At 60.8% G+C, this 19244-nt stretch carries 20 protein-coding genes; 10 read left to right on the forward strand and 10 right to left on the reverse strand.

Annotation, left to right across the window (positions count from 1 at the left end; genetic code table 11):
* Window positions 1-52: 52 nt before the first annotated feature.
* Complete coding sequence (locus AC0IXA_RS08780; RefSeq protein ID WP_341638160.1) at window positions 53-2896, forward strand: class I adenylate cyclase; 2844 nt, start codon at window positions 53-55, stop codon at window positions 2894-2896.
* 9 nt (window positions 2897-2905) lie between these two features.
* On the opposite strand, the gene rnk is transcribed toward AC0IXA_RS08780, so the two are convergent.
* The 3 genes from rnk to cyaY form a co-directional block, all read right to left on the reverse strand.
* The gene (rnk, locus tag AC0IXA_RS08785) at window positions 2906-3325 is read right to left on the reverse strand and encodes a nucleoside diphosphate kinase regulator (protein ID WP_341638161.1); all 420 of its coding nucleotides are present in this window, start codon (window positions 3323-3325) and stop codon (window positions 2906-2908) included.
* A 259-nt stretch (window positions 3326-3584) separates the two neighbouring features.
* Window positions 3585-3803 carry a DUF1289 domain-containing protein gene (locus tag AC0IXA_RS08790; RefSeq protein WP_122698693.1) on the reverse strand — a complete coding sequence of 73 codons (219 nt, stop codon included), beginning with the start codon at window positions 3801-3803 and terminating at the stop codon, window positions 3585-3587.
* Window positions 3804-3806: 3 nt separating this feature from the next.
* Window positions 3807-4139, reverse strand: a complete 333-nt coding sequence (gene cyaY, locus AC0IXA_RS08795) for an iron donor protein CyaY (protein WP_041476930.1) — start codon at window positions 4137-4139, stop codon at window positions 3807-3809.
* Window positions 4140-4463: 324 nt separating this feature from the next.
* Here cyaY and lptM point away from each other — a divergent pair, with 324 nt between their 5' ends.
* From lptM to AC0IXA_RS08825, 6 genes are read left to right on the forward strand one after another with little or no spacing between them, the layout of a single operon-like run.
* Complete coding sequence (gene lptM, locus AC0IXA_RS08800) at window positions 4464-4634, forward strand: LPS translocon maturation chaperone LptM (RefSeq protein WP_016772589.1); 171 nt, start codon at window positions 4464-4466, stop codon at window positions 4632-4634.
* A gap of 9 nt (window positions 4635-4643) precedes the next feature.
* Window positions 4644-5891 (forward strand): diaminopimelate decarboxylase, encoded by a 1248-nt coding sequence (gene lysA, locus AC0IXA_RS08805; RefSeq protein ID WP_056791636.1) that lies wholly within the window; start codon window positions 4644-4646, stop codon window positions 5889-5891.
* A gap of 3 nt (window positions 5892-5894) precedes the next feature.
* Window positions 5895-6725 carry a diaminopimelate epimerase gene (gene dapF, locus AC0IXA_RS08810; RefSeq protein ID WP_016772587.1) on the forward strand — a complete coding sequence of 277 codons (831 nt, stop codon included), beginning with the start codon at window positions 5895-5897 and terminating at the stop codon, window positions 6723-6725.
* Between the two features lie 13 nt (window positions 6726-6738).
* Window positions 6739-7464, forward strand: coding sequence for a DUF484 family protein (locus AC0IXA_RS08815; RefSeq protein ID WP_024014772.1), 726 nt, complete (start codon window positions 6739-6741; stop codon window positions 7462-7464).
* Between the two features lie 2 nt (window positions 7465-7466).
* On the forward strand, window positions 7467-8366 hold the full coding sequence (xerC, locus tag AC0IXA_RS08820; protein WP_024014773.1) for a tyrosine recombinase XerC: 900 nt from the start codon (window positions 7467-7469) through the stop codon (window positions 8364-8366).
* Window positions 8363-9070: an HAD family hydrolase gene (locus tag AC0IXA_RS08825; protein WP_471812656.1), complete on the forward strand. Its 708-nt coding sequence runs from the start codon at window positions 8363-8365 to the stop codon at window positions 9068-9070. The genes xerC and AC0IXA_RS08825 overlap by 4 nt, the downstream gene beginning before the upstream one ends.
* Window positions 9071-9259: 189 nt before the next feature.
* Here the strand turns inward: AC0IXA_RS08825 and sutA are convergent, their stop codons facing one another.
* The 4 genes from sutA to glnK all read right to left on the reverse strand — a co-directional run bounded on the left by sutA (window position 9260) and on the right by glnK (window position 12041).
* Entirely contained in the window at window positions 9260-9586 is a 327-nt protein-coding gene (sutA, locus tag AC0IXA_RS08830) for a transcriptional regulator SutA (protein ID WP_016772583.1), read from the reverse strand.
* Between the two features lie 101 nt (window positions 9587-9687).
* Window positions 9688-10113: a secondary thiamine-phosphate synthase enzyme YjbQ gene (locus AC0IXA_RS08835; RefSeq protein ID WP_024014775.1), complete on the reverse strand. Its 426-nt coding sequence runs from the start codon at window positions 10111-10113 to the stop codon at window positions 9688-9690.
* Between the two features lie 214 nt (window positions 10114-10327).
* A complete protein-coding gene (locus AC0IXA_RS08840) occupies window positions 10328-11665 on the reverse strand; it encodes an ammonium transporter (RefSeq protein ID WP_041476939.1) in 1338 nt (445 codons plus the stop codon).
* 37 nt (window positions 11666-11702) lie between these two features.
* Window positions 11703-12041, reverse strand: a complete 339-nt coding sequence (gene glnK, locus AC0IXA_RS08845) for a P-II family nitrogen regulator (protein WP_002555808.1) — start codon at window positions 12039-12041, stop codon at window positions 11703-11705.
* A gap of 394 nt (window positions 12042-12435) precedes the next feature.
* Here glnK and AC0IXA_RS08850 point away from each other — a divergent pair, with 394 nt between their 5' ends.
* Window positions 12436-12696 (forward strand): accessory factor UbiK family protein, encoded by a 261-nt coding sequence (locus tag AC0IXA_RS08850; protein WP_007920416.1) that lies wholly within the window; start codon window positions 12436-12438, stop codon window positions 12694-12696.
* A 209-nt stretch (window positions 12697-12905) separates the two neighbouring features.
* On the opposite strand, the gene AC0IXA_RS08855 is transcribed toward AC0IXA_RS08850, so the two are convergent.
* Window positions 12906-13175, reverse strand: a complete 270-nt coding sequence (locus tag AC0IXA_RS08855; RefSeq protein ID WP_130928432.1) for a HigA family addiction module antitoxin — start codon at window positions 13173-13175, stop codon at window positions 12906-12908.
* A 252-nt stretch (window positions 13176-13427) separates the two neighbouring features.
* Here AC0IXA_RS08855 and AC0IXA_RS08860 point away from each other — a divergent pair, with 252 nt between their 5' ends.
* Together AC0IXA_RS08860 and AC0IXA_RS08865 are read left to right on the forward strand one after the other, a co-directional pair.
* Window positions 13428-13892, forward strand: coding sequence for a hypothetical protein (locus tag AC0IXA_RS08860; RefSeq protein ID WP_073470953.1), 465 nt, complete (start codon window positions 13428-13430; stop codon window positions 13890-13892).
* A gap of 384 nt (window positions 13893-14276) precedes the next feature.
* The gene (locus tag AC0IXA_RS08865) at window positions 14277-15770 is read left to right on the forward strand and encodes a YifB family Mg chelatase-like AAA ATPase (RefSeq protein WP_341638164.1); all 1494 of its coding nucleotides are present in this window, start codon (window positions 14277-14279) and stop codon (window positions 15768-15770) included.
* On the opposite strand, the gene AC0IXA_RS08870 is transcribed toward AC0IXA_RS08865, so the two are convergent.
* Together AC0IXA_RS08870 and AC0IXA_RS08875 are read right to left on the reverse strand one after the other, a co-directional pair.
* Entirely contained in the window at window positions 15767-16981 is a 1215-nt protein-coding gene (locus tag AC0IXA_RS08870; protein WP_471812674.1) for an aldose 1-epimerase family protein, read from the reverse strand. The two genes, AC0IXA_RS08865 and AC0IXA_RS08870, sit on opposite strands and share 4 nt — an antisense overlap.
* A 194-nt stretch (window positions 16982-17175) precedes the next feature.
* A complete protein-coding gene (locus AC0IXA_RS08875; protein WP_016772578.1) occupies window positions 17176-19152 on the reverse strand; it encodes a methyl-accepting chemotaxis protein in 1977 nt (658 codons plus the stop codon).
* Window positions 19153-19244 lie beyond the last annotated feature (92 nt).

Below are 19244 nucleotides of genomic sequence, written 5' to 3' on the forward strand. Positions count from 1 at the left end.
CGGCCATTCCGAGACCCTCTACGTCCGAGCCTGCAAGCCGGTTTGAGCTGACATGACCCGCACCCACGAAATCCGCCCCGACCTGGACGAAGGCATCGACCGCAAGGTACTCAGCCAACTGCGCGCACGTTTTCTCAAACTCAATGAAGGCCGCCTCGGCCGCGCTCTCGAAGGCTTGTCGACGCGCCAGCAAAGCGTGTTGACGCTGTTGCCGCTGTTCTTTCACGTCAATCATCCGTTGCTGCCCGGCTATGTCTCGGGCAGTACGCCGGCGGGGCTTTCGAATTATGAGCCGGACGCCAATGCGCTGACCGAGGCGCAGCGCCTGACTCGCTCGTTCTCTTACAGGCCGCGCCACGGCAGCAACCCGCCGCGACCGATCCACGGCCTGTTCCTGATGGGCAGCCTCGGCACGCTGGCCCAGGCCGATCAGAGCGATATGGACGTGTGGGTCTGCCATGGGCCGGATCTGAGCGAAAGCGAGCTCGCCGAGCTGAGCAAGAAGTGCCAATTGCTGGAAGCCTGGGCTGCGAGCCAGGGTGCCGAAGCGCATTTCTTCCTGATCGACCCGGCGCGCTTCGTCAAAGGCGAACGCGATTCAAAGCTCAGTTCGGACAACTGCGGCAGCACCCAGCACTATCTGCTGCTCGACGAGTTTTATCGCACGGCGATCTGGCTGGCCGGGCGCACGCCGATCTGGTGGCTGGTGCCGGTCTATGAAGAAACGGCCTACGACGCCTACACCCACACCCTGCTGTCCAAACGCTTTATTCGCGCCGACGAAACCCTCGATCTCGGGCCGATGGCGACCATTCCGCCCGGAGAATTCATCGGCGCCGGGTTGTGGCAGTTGTTCAAAGGCATCGAGTCGCCCTACAAATCGGTGCTCAAACTGCTGTTGACCGAGGTGTACGCCAGTGAACACCCGCACGTGCAGTGCCTGAGCCTGCGCTTCAAGAAAGCCGTGTTCGCCAATCAGCTCGATCTCGATGAGCTTGACCCGTACATGGTGGTGTACCGGCGTATCGAGGAATACCTGATCGCCCGCAACGAGCCGGAACGTCTTGAGCTGGTGCGCCGCGCGCTGTATCTGAAGGTCAACCGCAAGCTCACCGGCAACAGCCGCAGCCAGGGCTGGCAACGCGCACTGCTCGAACGCCTGGCCGGCGAGTGGCACTGGGATCAACGGCAACTGGCGCTGCTCGACAGTCGCAGTCAGTGGAAAGTCCGCCAGGTCAGCGCCGAGCGCCGCGCGCTGGTCAATGAACTCAACTACAGCTATCGCTTTCTGACCCAGTTCGCCCGCAGCGAACAGACTGTCAGCCTGATCAACAAGCGCGACCTCAATGTCCTCGGCCGGCGCCTCTACGCAGCGTTCGAGCGCAAGGCCGACAAGGTCGAGTTCATCAATCCGGGCATTGCCCCGGATCTGGCCGAAGACACCCTGACCCTGGTGCAGTCGCCGAACAAAAAGGAGCCGGGGCAGACCCAGTGGGGCCTGTACAACGGCAGCCTGACGGCACTGGAGTGGGAACACTTCGCGCCGATCAAGCGCAGTCGCGAGCTGCTTGAACTGCTGACCTGGTGCCACCGCAACGGCGTGATCGACAGCAGCACACGTCTGGCCCTGCATCCGGGCACCAGCGACTTGAGCGAGTTCGAGCTGTTCAACCTGCTCGGCAGCTTGCAGCAGTGCATCGCCCTGCCCTTGCCCTCTGTTGCTGAAGAGCCATTGCTACGTGCCGCTGTGCCCAGCGAAGTGCTGCTGCTGATCAACGTCGGCGTCGACCCGCTCAAGCATCACCGTGATCTGAACATCCTGATGACCACCGAACGCACCGACTCGCTGAGCTATGCCGGTGTGCGCGAGAACCTGGTGCTGACCCTCGATCAGGTCACGCTCAACAGCTGGAACGAAGTGCTGGTCAATCGTTTCGACGGCCCGCATGCGCTGCTCGACTGCCTGCGCGATTACCTCAACAACCTGCCGCGCGGCCCGGTGCAGCCGTCGCTGAAAGTGCGCTGTTTCTGCCACAACCGCGCGCAATTCATTGCCCGCCGCGTCGAAGAAATCGTCGACACCGCGCAGACCCTGTTGCTCAGCGAGTTGAATCACCGCTACCTGATTCAGGTGCAGCAGCACTATCACGTGCTGGAGCTGGTGCCCGGCCAGGTCAACCATGTCGCCCTCGCCACTCTGCCGGCACTGCTCGATTATCTGGGCGAAGAACAACCGCGCTACAGCCCGCTGCACCTCGACCCGATGGCGCTGGAGGACCATGACCTGGCGCTGATCCTGCCGATGGGTCAGCCGGAGTGCATTCAGGTGTTCTACCGCATCAGCGAACAGCAGGCCGAGCTGTACGTGCTGGATGAATTCAATGCGCTGTGGCAGCAGCAACTGCCGTACCACGACGAGCAGAGTCTGCTGGTGCCGCTGCAGCGTTTTCTGCAATCGATCCAGTACCGCCGTGAAGCGCAATTGCCGATGGACGGTGGCCCTGCGGGCAGCCCCGAGACTTTGTATTACCAGCTGTTGCCGTCAGGCCCGGGGCGCTCGCGCAGGGTCGAAACCCGGCCGGCACCGCAGACCCCGGTGAACAAACCGTTCTATGACGTACAGGCGATCATCGGTAAAGCCGCGCCCGGCGAAGTGCAGGTCACCCTGTATTGCAATCAGCGTGAATTCAGCGAGCTGGAGCATGGCGACCAGTTGTTCAGCGTGGTCGCCCGGGAGATCGTCGAGCAGCGCCGCGAGACCGAACGCTATCGCTGCTACATCACCGACCTCGATCTCTCGGGGCTGCTCGGTGACGGGCACAGTCCAAGCAATCTGTATCTGCGCTACAAGGCAGACCTGGAGCGCTCGTTGAATGAAGCGCTCGAACAGGTTTGAAGCGGGGATTTATTCGGGAAAGGCGCCGCCGTTGACCGGTTGCGATTCCACTTCCAGCAAGGTCAGTTTCAGCGACTTGCCACCCGGCGCCGGCCAATCGATGTGCTGACCGACCTTAAGACCCAGCAGCGCACTGCCGACCGGCGCGAGAATCGAAATCTTGCCGTTGTCGGCGTTGGCGTCCTTGGGATAGACCAGCGTCAGGTGGTAATCCTTGCCACTGCCTTCTTCGCGGCAATGCACGCGGGAATTCATGGTCACGACATCGGCGGGCACTTCATCGTGGCCGACCACGGTATCGGCGCGATCCAGCTCGGTTTGCAGCGCAATCACGCCCGGTGCAGCCTGGTCTTTGTCGCTCAGGCTGTCGATCAGGCGCTCCAGACGTTGCACGTCCAGACGGGTAAGGGTGATGGAAGGTGCGGTCATGATCCAGGCAGACTCCTTTCTTCTGCACAAAAAAAGCAAAACCCCGCCAAAAAAGACGGGGGTTTCACCGTGCCTCGGTGGTTTGAGGCGTTCGCGGACACTATCACAGCTCAAAAAATATACAAGTCACCCACTTTTTGCCCGGGTGAAACCCTTGTGGCGAGGGGATTTATCCCCGTTCGGCTGCGCAGCAGCCGTATAGATTCTGGGGCCGCTACGCGACCCAACGGGGATAAATCCCCTCGCCCACAATGGGGTATCAAACAGAATTTTGGCGGGCAGCAGCCTGCTGGCAAATCACCCGGCGCCGTTGATCATCGGCCGAGCGCCATTCGCGAATGTCTTCGACGTGACGCGCGCAGCCGAGACAGACTTTCTGTTCGTCCAGCCGACATACGCCCGTGCACGGCGAAGGTACCGCCGGGCTGACGTTGCTGTAGAGCGGTTTCGGCGGGCGAACAGGCGCGGCATCCGTCACGAATCACAGACCTTCGAAATCGAATTCAGCGCCAGCCTGCTGCTTGACGAGGCGCTGAAGCATTTCGCCCAATTGCTCTTCGCTCTTGTCGCACATCCAGCGCTCGCTTTCTTCGTCATAGTCGAAGTGGAAACCACCGGACACGGCCGCCAGCCACAGCTGACGCAATGGCTCCTGGCGGCTGAAGATCAGCTGCGAGCCGTTTTCGAACTTGACGGTCAAGACACCTGCCGAGCTTTCCAGATCGATGTCCAGATCGCTTTCGTCAAATATGTCTTCCAGTTTTTCCTGGGTTTCATCGACCAGATCGTGGAAACGGGCTTCGGACAAACTCATTGCGGCAACCTCAAAAATGTCTGATCAGGCTCAAGCGCCGAAAGATACGGACGCTGCCGACCGATTGCAAAGATTAACGACCAAGCACCAGTTTCCATCCAACATCGCACTCTGTGGGAGCGAGCTTGCTCGCGAAAGCGGTGTGTCAGGCAACAAACATATCGAATGTGACGACCTCTTCGCGAGCAAGCTCGCTCCCACAGGTATTGCAGGTATCCATCCGGTATCCAGCAAGCCCCGCCGGACGGGAACCCCCTCGCATAGGCAAGCTGCCGGGTGGCCGGTATACTCCGGCGCAATTAACGCATTTTCAAGGATTTCGCCATGAAGCGCCTGATCTCTTCCCTTGCTGCGCTCGTCGCGGTTGCCTGCCTGGTTTCGGCCTGTGGTCAAAAAGGCCCGCTGTACCTGCCCGATGACGACCAGGACCCGGCCGAACAAGCCCAGTCTTCGCAGAAGCAGCCATCCAAGGCTCACAAGCACGACGTTTACTAAGGGATCGCCATGGACGCTTTTAACTACCGTGGCGGGGAGCTGTTTGCGGAAGGTGTGGCGCTGTCCGCCATCGCCGACCGCTTCGGCACGCCCACCTATGTCTACTCGCGCGCCCACATCGAAGCGCAGTATCTGGCCTACGCCGATGCGCTGGCCGGCATGCCGCATCTGGTCTGCTTCGCGGTCAAAGCCAACTCCAACCTCGGTGTACTGAATGTCCTGGCCCGTCTCGGCGCCGGTTTCGACATCGTTTCCCGTGGCGAGCTGGAACGTGTACTGGCCGCTGGTGGCAGCGCCGACAAGATCGTTTTCTCCGGCGTCGGCAAGACCCGTGACGACATGCGCCGCGCCCTCGAAGTCGGCGTGCACTGCTTCAACGTCGAGTCCACCGATGAGCTTGAGCGCCTGCAAGTAGTCGCCGCCGAGCTGGGTGTTCGCGCCCCGGTTTCGCTGCGCGTGAACCCGGACGTCGATGCCGGCACCCACCCGTACATTTCCACCGGTCTGAAAGAGAACAAGTTCGGCATCGCCATTGCCGACGCCGAAGACGTGTACGTGCGCGCCGCGCATCTGCCGAACCTGGAAGTGGTCGGTGTCGACTGCCATATCGGTTCGCAACTGACCACGCTGCCGCCATTCATTGACGCCCTGGATCGCCTGCTCGATCTGGTCGACCGCTTGGGCGATTGCGGCATTCACCTGCGCCACATCGATCTCGGTGGCGGCCTGGGCGTGCGTTATCGCGATGAGGAGCCGCCGCTGGCTGCCGATTACATCAAGGCTGTGCGCGAGCGTCTCGACGGGCGTGATCTGGCGCTGGTGTTCGAACCGGGTCGCTTCATCGTTGCCAATGGCGGCGTGTTGCTGACGCAGGTCGAATACCTCAAGCACACCGAGCACAAGGATTTCGCCATCGTCGACGCGGCGATGAACGACCTGATCCGCCCGGCGCTGTATCAGGCGTGGATGGACGTCACCGCGGTGAAACCGCGCGACAGCGCTGCACGCAAGTACGACATCGTCGGCCCGATCTGCGAAACCGGCGACTTCCTCGCCAAGGACCGCGAGCTGGCGCTGGAAGAGGGCGACTTGCTGGCAGTGCATTCGGCCGGTGCCTACGGTTTCGTCATGAGCTCCAACTACAACACCCGTGGCCGTGCCGCCGAGGTGCTGGTGGATGGTGATCAGGTTTTTGAAGTGCGTCGCCGCGAAACCGTGGCCGAGCTGTTTGCCGGCGAAAGCCTGCTGCCGGAGTAACCCATGCTGCTGCGTTTTACCAAAATGCACGGCCTGGGCAACGACTTCATGGTCCTCGACCTGGTCAGCCAGCACGCGCACATTCAGCCCAAACACGCCAAGCAATGGGGCGATCGCCACACCGGGATCGGTTTCGACCAGTTGCTGATCGTCGAAGCGCCGAGCAACCCGGATGTGGATTTCCGCTACCGGATCTTCAACTCCGACGGTTCGGAAGTGGAGCAGTGCGGCAACGGTGCGCGCTGCTTCGCCCGCTTCGTGCTCGACAAGCGTCTGACTGCCAAGCGGCAGATCCGGGTCGAGACCAAGGGCGGCATCATCGAACTGGACGTACGTAACGACGGCCAGATCGGCGTCAACATGGGCGCGCCGCGCCTGGTGCCGGCGGACATTCCATTCCAGGCGCCAGCGCAGGCCAGCAGCTATTCGCTGGACGTCGATGGCACCACGGTCGAACTGGCCGCCGTGTCGATGGGCAATCCCCATGCGGTGATCCGCGTGGACGACATCAACAGCGCACCGGTGCATGAATTGGGGCCGAAGATCGAGCACCATCCGCGCTTTCCGGCGCGGGTCAATGTCGGCTTCCTTCAGGTCATCGACCGCCATCGCGCGCAACTGCGTGTTTGGGAACGCGGCGCCGGGGAAACCCAGGCCTGCGGCACCGGCGCCTGTGCGGCGGCGGTGGCGGCCATCAGTCAGGGGTGGATGGATTCGCCGCTGTTGATCGACCTGCCCGGCGGGCGTCTGTCCATCGAGTGGGCCGGCCCGGGCGAACCGGTGTTGATGACCGGTCCGGCAGTGCGTGTATACGAAGGACAAGTGCGTCTTTGAGCGAGCAGAAATCATGACCGACAAGCCACAGGTACCCGCCCGACCAGTCGACGAATCAGCGTCCGAGAGCCTCGAGGCAGCCGCGGTTGCCGCCTACCTGGAGGCTCATCCGGACTTCTTCGTCGAGCACGAAGAGCTGCTGCCGTCGTTGCGCATTCCGCACCGACGGGGCGACACCGTGTCGCTGGTCGAGCGGCAGATGACCATCCTGCGCGATCGCAATATCGAGATGCGCCATCGCCTTTCGCATCTGATGGACGTGGCCCGCGACAACGATCGCCTGTTCGAAAAAACCCGCCGCCTGATTCTCGCGCTGATGGATGCATCGACCCTGGAAGACGTGGTCATCAGCGTTGAAGACAGCCTGCGTCAGGATTTCCAGGTGCCCTTCGTCAGCCTGATCCTGCTCGGCGACAACCCGGCCCCGGTCGGCCGCTGGGTAACCCACGCCGATGCGCAAACCGCGATTGGCGGCCTGCTCACCGAAGGCAAAAGCGTCAGCGGCAGCCTGCGTGAACATGAGCTGGACTTCCTCTTCGGCGAAGAACAGCGCCAGCAGATCGGCTCGACCGCCGTGGTTGCCGTCAGCCATCAGGGCATTCACGGCATTCTGGCCATCGCCAGCCGTGACCCGCAGCACTACAAGAGCTCGGTCGGCACGCTGTTCCTCAGTTACATCGCCGAGGTCATGGGCCGCGTGCTGCCACGGGTCAACAGCTCGCTGCGCTCGGTACGCTGACCATGGAACGACAACTGGACGCTTACTGCGAACATCTGCGCAGTGAGCGACAGGTGTCGCCGCACACCCTGTCGGCTTATCGCCGCGACCTCGATAAAGTCCTCGGCTGGTGCATCAAGCAGAACATCGGCAGCTGGGCCGCGCTGGACATCCAGCGCCTGCGCAGCCTGATCGCCCGGTTGCATGCGCAAGGCCAGTCCTCGCGCAGCCTCGCCCGCCTGCTCTCAGCGGTGCGCGGGCTCTATCACTACTTGAATCGCGAAGGCCTGTGCGACCACGACCCGGCCACCGGCCTGGCCCCGCCGAAAGGCGAACGGCGCCTGCCGAAAACCCTTGATACCGACCGCGCATTGCAGCTGCTGGAAGGTGCGGTCGAGGACGATTTTCTCGCCCGGCGCGATCAGGCGATTCTCGAGCTGTTCTATTCCTCTGGCCTGCGCCTGTCCGAGCTGACCGGGCTCAATCTCGATCAACTCGACCTCGCCGACGGCATGGTTCAGGTGCTCGGCAAGGGCAGCAAGACCCGGCTGTTGCCGGTTGGCACCAAGGCCCGCGAAGCCCTTGAACACTGGTTGCCGCTGCGCGCCATGACCAACCCGGCGGACGATGCGGTATTTGTCAGCCAGCAAGGCCGACGCCTCGGCCCGCGGGCGATTCAGGTGCGGGTCAAACTGGCTGGCGAGCGCGAACTGGGGCAGAACCTGCATCCGCACATGCTGCGGCACTCGTTCGCCAGCCATTTGCTCGAGTCCTCGCAGGACTTGCGCGCGGTGCAGGAATTGCTCGGTCACTCTGATATCAAAACCACACAGATCTATACCCACCTCGACTTCCAGCATCTGGCGGCGGTCTACGACAGCGCCCATCCCCGGGCCAAACGCATGAAAGGCGATGATTCATGAGCATTCAGTTGATCACGTTCGACCTCGACGACACTCTGTGGGACACCGCTCCGGTGATCGCCAGCGCCGAAACCGTGTTGCGCGAATGGCTGAGCGAACATGCGTCGAACCTGGGCGCGGTGCCGGTGGAGCATTTGTGGTCGATTCGCGAGCGCGTGCTGGCGGGCGAACCGGGGCTCAAGCACCGCATCAGCGCGCTGCGTCGACGTGTGCTGTTCCATGCGCTCGAAGAAGCCGGGTATGCCCACGGCGAAGCGTCGGAGCTGGCTGACAAGGCTTTTGAAGTGTTCCTGCATGCGCGGCATCAGCTCGAGGTGTTCCCGGAAGTCGAGCCGCTGCTGGAGCTGCTCGCCAATCACTATGCCCTCGGCGTGGTCACCAATGGCAATGCCGACGTGCGTCGGTTGGGGCTGGCGGATTACTTCAAGTTCGCCTTGTGCGCCGAAGACATCGGCATCGCCAAACCGGATACGCGGCTGTTTCATGAAGCGTTGCAGCGCGGTGGTGTAAGCCCCGCAGCGGCGGTGCATGTCGGCGATCATCCCGGCGATGACATCGCCGGGGCGCAGCAGGCGGGCTTGCGCGCGGTGTGGTTCAACCCGACGGGCAAGGTCTGGGAAGCGGAGCGCTTGCCTGATGCGGAAATTCGCAACCTGACCGAATTGCCCGCCGTCCTCGCACGCTGGAATGCTTCCTCGAACTAATCTACAGCCCTGTGGGAGCGAGCCTGCTCGCGAATGCGCTGTGTCATTCAACATGTATGTCGGCTGAAATGCCCTCTTCGCGAGCAGGCTCGCTGACACCGGGGACTGCATTTGTTTTCAACGGATTTATTTCAGGCATGAAAAAGCCCGCAGCGACGGCGGGCTTTTTCAGCAAGCGAGCGACGCGCCTCAGATAGGGCGGCTGCCGTACTTGTTGTCCGGCTTCTTGGGCGGATCGGCGACCACATTGGCCTCCACTTCCTGCACCTTGCCGCCGCGCGCAAGGAATTCTTCCATGGCCTTGGCCAGGGCGTCACGCTCCTTGTTCTTGGCTTCGATGCTCGGCAACTCGTCGACCGAGACCGCAGCCTTGGCTTTGCCTTTGGCAGCCGGGGCCGGCGTGTCGTCACCGCCATCGTCTTCGGCAACGTCTTCCGCTGCCGCTTCCAGGCCTTCCTCGGCCTCGTCTTCGTCGCCTACTTCGAGGTCGTCGTTTTCCAGATCATCGTCGCTCATGTTCTACCTCATGACTTGCCAAAAGCAGATTAGTTATAGACCAGCTTTGGCGGCTGTCGAAGCCGCCGTTGAAAAATCTTCTGCCGCTGCCCGGCAGCGGCTCATGCCTGTTCACCGTGCAAGGTGGCGAGGACTTTACGGGCACCGCCATGATCACGGTGCTCGCCCAGATAAATCCCTTGCCAAGTACCCAGGGCCAGCCGCCCTGCCGCAACCGGCAGACTGATCTGGCAACCAAGCACGCTGGCCTTGAAGTGCGCCGGGAGATCATCCGGGCCTTCGTCGTTGTGCTCGTAGCCGTCTGTTCCTTGTGGGATCAGACGATTGAAAAATCGTTCGAAGTCGCGACGAACTGCCGGATCGGCGTTCTCGTTGATGGTCAACGACGCCGACGTGTGCTGCAGCCACAAATGCAACAGACCGACCCGACAGGTCTTGAGTTCAGGCAAGCCTGCGAGCAACTCGTCGGTTACCAGATGAAAGCCCCGGGGCCTTGCCCGCAGGGTTATCAGAGTCTGTTGCCACATACAGTTCTCCGCTCGTTCGGGGCGCATTCTAGCGTGCTCTGAAAAAAAACAAAGGCCCTAATATTCCTGCAGCGATGTAAGCGATTGCCCGCAGAAAAAGCCTCGTCGTAAAGACGACCAAAGCCGTAAGAAAAATCCTTTCAGCCGCTCCCTGAATGACAAATCCCGGACAAAAAAATGCCCGGCGAACCGGGCAATTTTTTATCGCGCGTACTTACAGGTTGTAGCCGCGTTCGTTGTGTTGTGCCAGATCGAGGCCGACCGACTCTTCTTCCTCGGTTACGCGCAGACCCATGACGGCGTCCAGCACCTTGAGGATGATGAAGGTGACGATCGCGGTGTAGATCACCGTGAAGCCGACGCCTTTGATCTGAATCCAGACCTGCGCGCCGATGTCAGTCACGGTGCCGAAGCCGCCCAGCGCCGGCGCTGCGAAAACACCAGTGAGGATCGCGCCGAGAATACCGCCGATACCGTGCACGCCGAAGGCATCCAGGGAATCGTCATAGCCGAGTTTGCGTTTCAGGGTGGTGGCGCAGAAGAAGCACACCACGCCTGCGGCCAGACCGATCACCAATGCACCCATCGGGCCCACGGTGCCAGCAGCCGGAGTGATCGCGACCAGACCGGCGACCACACCCGAAGCAATGCCCAGTGCGCTTGGCTTGCCGTGGGTGACCCACTCGGCAAACATCCAGCCCAGTGCCGCAGCGGCAGTGGCGATCTGGGTAACCAGCATGGCCATACCGGCAGTGCCGTTGGCAGCAGCAGCGGAACCGGCGTTGAAGCCGAACCAGCCGACCCACAGCATCGCCGCGCCCATCAGCGTGTAGCCGAGGTTATGCGGAGCCATTGGTGTGGTCGGGAAGCCTTTGCGCTTGCCCAGCACCAGGCACGCGACCAGACCGGCGATACCGGCGTTGATGTGCACCACGGTGCCGCCAGCGAAGTCGAGCACGCCCCAGTCCCACATCAGGCCGCCGTTACCGGACCAGACCATGTGCGCGATCGGTGCATAAACCAGAGTGAACCAGATGCCCATGAAGATCAGCATCGCGGAGAACTTCATGCGCTCGGCGAACGCACCGACGATCAGCGCCGGGGTGATGATCGCGAAGGTCATCTGGAAGGTGATGAACACTGCCTCAGGGAACAGCGCCGCCGGGCCGGTGATGCTCGAAGGCGTGACACCGGCGAGGAACGCCTTGCCCATGCCGCCGAAGAACGAATTGAAGTTGACGACGCCCTGCTCCATGCCGGTGGTGTCGAAGGCAATGCTGTAGCCATAAATGACCCACAGGATGCTGATCAGACCGGTAATGGCGAAGCACTGCATCAGCACGGAAAGAATGTTTTTCGAGCGAACCATACCGCCGTAGAACAGCGCCAGGCCGGGGATGGTCATGAACAGCACGAGCGCTGTCGAGGTGAGCATCCAGGCGGTGTCGCCGGAATTGAGGACTGGCGCTGCCACTTCGTCTGCCGCCATGGCGATGCCGGGCATTACGATGGACAACAGGGCGCCTAGCCCTGCGAATTTACGCAGAGTCATATTGTTTTCTCCTGGGGCGTTGGGTTTGTGGCGGCGCTTAGATCGCGTCGGTATCGGTTTCGCCGGTACGGATGCGGATCGCCTGTTCCAGATTGACCACGAAGATCTTGCCGTCACCGATCTTGCCGGTGTTGGCCGCTTTGGTTATCGCCTCGATAACCCGATCCAGATCCTTGTCGTCGATGGCCACGTCGATTTTCACCTTGGGCAGAAAATCGACCACATATTCCGCGCCGCGATACAGCTCGGTGTGACCCTTCTGCCGGCCGAAGCCTTTGACTTCAGTAACGGTAATGCCCTGCACGCCGATTTCGGACAGCGACTCGCGCACGTCGTCCAACTTGAACGGCTTGATGATGGCAGTGACTAGCTTCATGAAACTCTCTCCCGAATTGGTGGACTTGCCCCAGGAAAACAAACCCGTCTCAAGTCTAAGCGCAGTGCCTGGCTTTGTAACGCATCGTTGACGCCAGCTAACCGCATCAGACGAAACTCCCCGCTTCGTCTGCCGCACTGCATTCGTCACAGCGACTGCATCAGTGCATGGGTCGAGGGTGACTAAGCAGAAACCTTGCCAGCTCGGCAAAAACCCTGCATTTCAATCTCTTGGCCCCTGTTGCACGCGCTCGGGCAGAAAAGCTTTTGCCGATACGCACAACAACGGTGCGCCACCGTCCGTCCCCCTGCGCGAAAAGCGTGCATCCGTGCAACGGGATTGACTATAGACACTGCGTGATACACTGCCGGCCATTGTTTCCAGGACATTCCCCATGCTCGCGCCCAAAGACTTCCTCGACGCCCTGAGCGGCACCGCCTCCCGCCTGTTCAGCGGCGACACGCCACTGCCGAAAGCCGAAATCGAAAGCCAGTTCAAAATGCTGCTGCAAAGTGCCTTCAGCAAACTCGATCTGGTCAGCCGGGAAGAGTTTGATAGTCAGATGGTGGTGTTGGCGCGCACGCGGGCACGGCTTGAGAGTCTTGAAGCCAAAGTCGCCGAGATGGAAGCGAAGCTGACACCGCCCGCTGAATAATTCGCGTCCCCTGTAGCTGCCGAAGGCTGCGATCTTTTGATCTTCAGCCCTTCAACCATCCCCGCAACGTCCTACAACCTTTATGACCGCCGTCCGATTGCGCCAAAAAGCCCAGGTTTCTAAGCTCATCTGATGCTGAATGTTCAGCAGCGGGTTTGGCGACCCGGGCAGGGCCTTGGTGGAAAAGAGCTTCGCGGATGCTGCAATCGCTATAAACTCGCATGCCGGAGCTGGGCCCTGCGCAAATCGTAAGTCGATTGGAGATTCATCCAGAACTCAGGCGTAGTGTTGAGATGAGTGGCAAGGCTGATTGCCAGATCGGCGCAGATCCTGAGCTGGCATTTCACAAGCTTTTCGATCTCACTTTCGGGCCAGTTCGTGGGCATGGCCAGATCCATGACAGTCATGCCCAACGGCTCCATGAACTCCTTATTCAGAACCTCGCCCGGATGAATCGGGCGCATACCATTGCGGTTCATTTTTCGCCTCCAGAGGCTGCGTTGAGTGACCAAACTGGAGCATCCGATTCAGGAAAACAAGACCATCAAAACCGTTTGGCCGGCGTCCTACAACTAATAGGGCATAACCCTACGAGAATCAGCGTCTGCGCCTGATTCCGTGAGTTCTTGGCTGTGATTAGGCTGGTGGCTTTCGCCTGCGCTGGTCGATCCTATTCGTCGAGTTCCAGGCGATACACATTGATCGCCAGACACTCTGGTTCTGGATCCCTCTTGTCTCATTTGCTCAAGCTTAAAGAAAACACGCTGGTTCAGCATCCAGATGGTGGTTACATCTTTGGCACGATCCCCGATATGCCAAAATTCGGCTTGCCAGGCGGGAAGATTTATCTGCGGGTAGGTATTCACCGTCGAGCGAATAGTGGTTTTGGCGTAGTGCACATTTGGGAAGCCCATAGTGCAGACTTGCTCAAGCATGGTTGCCAGACTGCCGATGGGGTAGCAGCGATTGTTGCGAAAATGATCGTCCCGGGGGCACAAATCTATTGTGAGTTCAAAGAACAGCGATGTGGAAACAGGGTCGCGGTACTGAGGACATCTATGGGAACACTGATTCTTGAACCGCGACACGAGCGCGCCACAGGATTTGGTTACTTCGTGGTGACTTGGTACCCGCAAAAACGTGCACATGGCACGTTAGTGGGGCAGATACCACGAGCACCACCAAATCAGAAATAAAAAAAGGCGTCCGATGGACGCCTTTTAAGTATTTTTTGAGGAGTAGTCGCAGCGATTCTTTAGCTCCTGGCTTCACGGCCTTGGGTTCAGAATCCGACAGGCTAGCCCGTCGTCACTACTTCAGAGAAACCAGCTTTCTCTGCTGCCAAAAATGCGGGGGAGCTTTTACTGGTGCCCAGTCCCGACGAATGCGCAGTTGCAGTCCTCGAATGGGATGATCCTTCAATGCCGGGCGAGAGTCAACGCTTCATTTTCAGGCAAGCAGTGACAGCCAATCGGGTCTGGATACGTCTTGTAAACCTCTATTTCAGCACTGAAGCCCGGCTCAACTACCCTTCAAAAACCCGCAGGAAGCGGCTCCCCGATTCAGCTCAAGGAACGACCATGTCCCTCTCCATTGTCCACAGTCGCGCCCAGATAGGCGTGGAAGCCCCCGCTGTCACCGTCGAAGTCCATCTGGCCAACGGTCTGCCGTCGCTGACCATGGTCGGCCTGCCTGAAGCGGCGGTGAAGGAGAGCAAGGATCGGGTGCGCAGCGCGATCATCAATTCCGGGCTGCAATTTCCGGCACGGCGGATCACCTTGAATCTGGCGCCGGCGGATCTGCCCAAGGATGGTGGGCGCTTCGATCTGGCGATTGCCTTGGGGATCTTGTCGGCCAGTGTGCAGGTGCCGTGTCTGACGCTGGACGAGGTGGAGTGTCTGGGTGAGTTGGCGCTGTCTGGCGCCGTGCGACCGGTGCGTGGCGTGCTGCCGGCGGCACTGGCGGCGCGCAAGGCCGGGAGGGCGTTGGTGGTGCCACGGGCGAATGCGGAAGAGGCGTGTCTGGCATCCGGGCTGAAGGTGTTTGCGGTCGATCACTTGCTGGAGGCGGTGGCGCATTTCAATGGGCACACGCCGGTCGAGCCTTACGTATCCGATGGTTTGATGCACGCTGCCAAGCCCTATCCCGACCTCAACGAAGTGCAGGGGCAGACGGCCGCCAAACGCGCACTGCTGATTGCCGCAGCGGGAGCTCACAATTTGTTGTTCAGCGGGCCACCGGGAACCGGCAAGACGCTGCTGGCCAGTCGTCTGCCAGGATTATTGCCGCCGCTATCCGAGTGTGAAGCGCTGGAAGTGGCAGCGATTCAATCGGTCGCCAGTGGTGTGCCTCTGACTCATTGGCCGCAACGCCCCTTCCGCCAACCGCACCACTCCGCTTCCGGGCCAGCGCTGGTCGGTGGCAGTTCAAAGCCGCAACCCGGCGAAATCACCCTCGCCCATCACGGCGTGCTGTTTCTTGATGAATTGCCGGAGTTTGATCGCAAGGTTCTCGAGGTTCTGCGCGAGCCGCTGGAATCCGGGCATATCGTCATCGCTCGGGCCAAGGATCGCGTACGTTTCCCCGCACGCTTTCAACTGGTGGCAGCGATGAATCCGTGTCCCTGTGGATATCTTGGCGAACCGAGCGGCAAATGCTCGTGCACACCGGACATGGTCCAGCGCTATCGCAACAAGCTGTCAGGGCCGCTGCTGGACCGGATCGATCTGCACCTGACCGTGGCGCGTGAGGCAACCGCGTTGAATCCGGCAGCCAAGCCCGGCGAGGACAGCGCCAGCGCTGCGGCGTTGGTCGCCGAAGCGCGGGAGCGTCAGCAGAAACGTCAGGGCTGTGCCAATGCGTTTCTCGATCTGCCGGGGCTCAAGCGTCACTGCAAGTTATCCACAGCTGACGAGAAATGGCTGGAGGCGGCCTGCGAGCGACTGATCCTGTCGCTGCGCTCGGCGCATCGCCTGCTCAAGGTCGCGCGCACGCTGGCGGATCTTGAACAGGCCGATGCGATTACCCGCGAGCATCTGGCCGAGGCACTGCAATACCGGCCGGCGACACCTTAATGCTCAGTCAGATCAACCAGCGGTGCCTGGCGCACTTCAGTATCGCGCCCGGCCTGAATTTCGGTCACGCGCTTGAGGGCCTTGTCCACCGCCCCTTTGTCCGCCAGCAGGCTGTAGCTGATCTGGAACTGTTTATGTTCTTTCGGCGCAATGGTCGGCACCAGACTCAACGGCCGCTGATAGCGACGGTTGTAGGAAAAACTGGTTCCCGGCTCCAGCCCGGTGACGTAGCCCTGCCCTTGGGAGTCGGTGTTTTTCCACAGCGAAAAAACTGGCAGTTGCTGAGTATTGAAGCCAACGGATACGCCGAGGCTACCGGCCTTGTTGTGCAGCACGGTCAAGGTATCTCCTTTGGCGTCCGCATACGGCACGACGTTGTAGACAGTTTCGTCGTAGTCCTTGGTTGGCGCGCGATAGGTCTGCCAGTCGGGCAGATCTCCCTTGGCCTTCTCGTTGAACGGCGAAACCTGCTTCACCGGCGCTGCGAACTTTGCGCCCTGCTCGAGAAACGGCGTGCTGAAATTGCTGTGATACAGCGCCTGATATTCCTTCGCATAGTCGCCGTTGTTGGTCAGGGTGTCGTTGAGGGCGAAGCTGGCGCTGCCCGGTTCGGTGATCAGTTGGGTCGCTACCGAGAAATCGACTTTCTTGAATGCCTGCTCTTTCAGCTCGCCACGCAGCGTGATGGCATACGGCGGCTTCTCGTCGATGTGCAAAGTGACGGTGCTGGCCGGGATGTTGGCGGCGCGACCGTGCAAGGTCAGCAATTCGCCGTTGTCCATGCCGGGATGGCCAACCCACTCGTAACCGCAACGGGTGACCAGTTCATTGAAACCTTCGAGCCAGCCCAGGCCACCGCGACCGTTGAGTTCGATGAACGCCGGGTTGACCACGTCCTTGACCGGCGAATCCCAGCCCATCCGCACGTCGCCCACCGAAGCCTGCAACACATTCATGCCACGGGTCGGCACGACCGACAGCTTCATCGTGCCGTTATCGATATCGACAATGCTGACGCCCTCCTGACGACCGCCATGCAGAGTACGCAGGGTCACGGAGAACGGTTTGGCGGTTTTTACACCGAGTTGCTCGCTGGTGATCGTCCGGTCTTTTGCCGGAGTGTTGGCGTCGAGCAGAACATAGTTCCAGGCCATGGCGTGGGAAGCGGCAGAGAATGCGCCGAGGGCGACGAGGAGCTTGAGCGGGGTCATGGCAGCAGCCTTTATTGGAGTTGTGCCATTTTTATAGCGCTGCGGAAACGTTTCAGCAAGTCCAAAGAAGCGGTGGGAGAAAAGCATTCGCGAGCAGGCTCGCTCCCACAGGGACATCGGGCCTTCACAATATTTGTGAATTACGCCGACTACTGTGGAGCGAGCCTGCTCGCGATAGCTGTTTCAAAGATGCATCAACGGAAGCGATCAACCTCGGAACGCAGATCCGCCGCCAGCTTCTCCAGCTCTTTCGCGGTGACAGCCAGGTTCGACACCACCTCACGCTGCTCGCTGTTGGCCAAGGCGATGCTCTGCAAATTGCTGCTCAGCAACGTCGCAGTGCTGCTTTGCTCCTGAGTGGCGGTGGTGATCGCGGCGAACTGCTGGCCTGCCGAACGGCTCTGCTCATCAATCCGCGCCAGCGCCGAGGCGACATTGGCGTTGCGCGACAGGCCTTCCTGCATCAGCACATTGCCCTGTTCCATGGTGCTGATCGCGTTGCCGGTTTCCTGCTGGATGCTGTGGATCATGCTGGAGATTTCATCGGTCGCCTGACGGGTACGCGAGGCGAGGCTGCGCACTTCGTCCGCGACCACGGCAAAACCGCGCCCCTGCTCACCGGCACGAGCGGCTTCGATGGCAGCGTTGAGCGCCAACAGGTTGGTCTGCTCGGCGATCGAGGTGATCACGCCGACAATCCCGCCGATTTCCTGCGAGCGCTGCCCCAGCGTGTTGATCACGCTGGCGGTGCTGTTCAGCGCGCCAGCGATCTGTTCCAGCGACGACGACGCTTCTTCCATCGAGCTGCGGCCGATCTGGGTCTGCTGAGCGTTTTCTTGCGCCAGGCGCTGGGTCGCGCCCATGTTGTCGGCAATGTTCAGCGAGGTGGCGCTAAACTCTTCCACGGCGCCGGCCATGCTGGTGATTTCGCCCGACTGTTGCTCCATGCCTTCATACGCACCGCCGGACAAACCGGACAGCGCCTGCGCGCGGCTGTTGACCTCTTCCGAAGCGCGGCGGATGTGCTCGACCATGGTCGACAGCGCCTGGCTCATCTGGTTGAACGCGCGGGACAGCTGACCGATTTCATCGTGGCTCGATACGTTCAGCCGCACACTCAGATCACCCGCGCCCAAGGCTTCGGCCTGACGCACCAGATCGCCCAGCGGTGCGAGTTTGCTACGCAGCAGCCAGACCACGGAACCGACCGCGAGCAACATCGCCAGCAGGCTGCCGATCGCCAGTTGCGTACCGACGCTCCAGGTCACCGCGCGAATCTCGGCTTTCGGCATGCTCGCCACCACCGACCACGGGCCACCTTCGAACGGCACGGCGATGCTGTAGAAGTCCTCACCCTTGTCGCTCCAGAACTCACCCTTGCCCGGGGTTTTCACCAGGTTGTTGATGGTCGGGGCGGCTTGATCCAGGTTTTCGACGCCGGCAATCGGCACCAGCCATTTGTTCTGCTCGTCAAGCAAGGCCAGCGAGCCGGTCTTGCCGATGCGGAAGCGCTTGAGATTAGCGAACTGCGCGTTCTGCGCGTCGGTGTAGTCGAACCCGACGTACAGCACGGCGATAATCTTGCCGCCCGCATCGCGCACCGGCGTGTACTGGGACATGTAGTAGCGTTCGAACAACAGCGAGCGGCCGACATAGCTTTGCCCGGCCATCAACTTCGCGTACGCCGGGTTGGCATGATCGAGCACGGTGCCGATGGCACGGGTGCCGTCCTGCTTGCTGACGTTGGTGCTGACGCGAATGAAGTCTTCGCCGCTGCGCACGAATACCGTGGCCACACCAGCGGTCATCTGCTTGAACTCGTCAACTTCCTTGAAGTTGTTGTTCAGCACCTCGTTGCCCAGATGCAAGCCCGGAGTCTGCACGCCGGCCACGGTCACTGGCTGATCGGGGTGCACACTCAAACCACTGCCGAAGCGCTTTTCGAACAGCCCGCTCAGGCGCAGGGTGCTTTCGCGCAGCGTACCGTGAAAGGTACTCAGTTGATCGGCCAGCAGCCGGGCCTCACTGGCCAGATGCTCTTCACGGGTGGCGAGGTTGGCGGAATCCAGCGAACGCAAGGCGAACACCGTACTGCCGCTGATGACTATCGCCAGTATCACAGCAAGGGCAAGGCCCAGCTGCGAGGCGATCCGAGCACGAGGTTGAGACATGAACAGCTCCTGGCCGAGCCACCGAGTCCTCCTTGATCGCGGTAATTGCCCGGAAAATATTCTAATAATGGGGGTAGCGCGGAACCGGCACG

The sequence above is a fragment of the Pseudomonas sp. AC083 genome, from assembly GCF_979253165.1.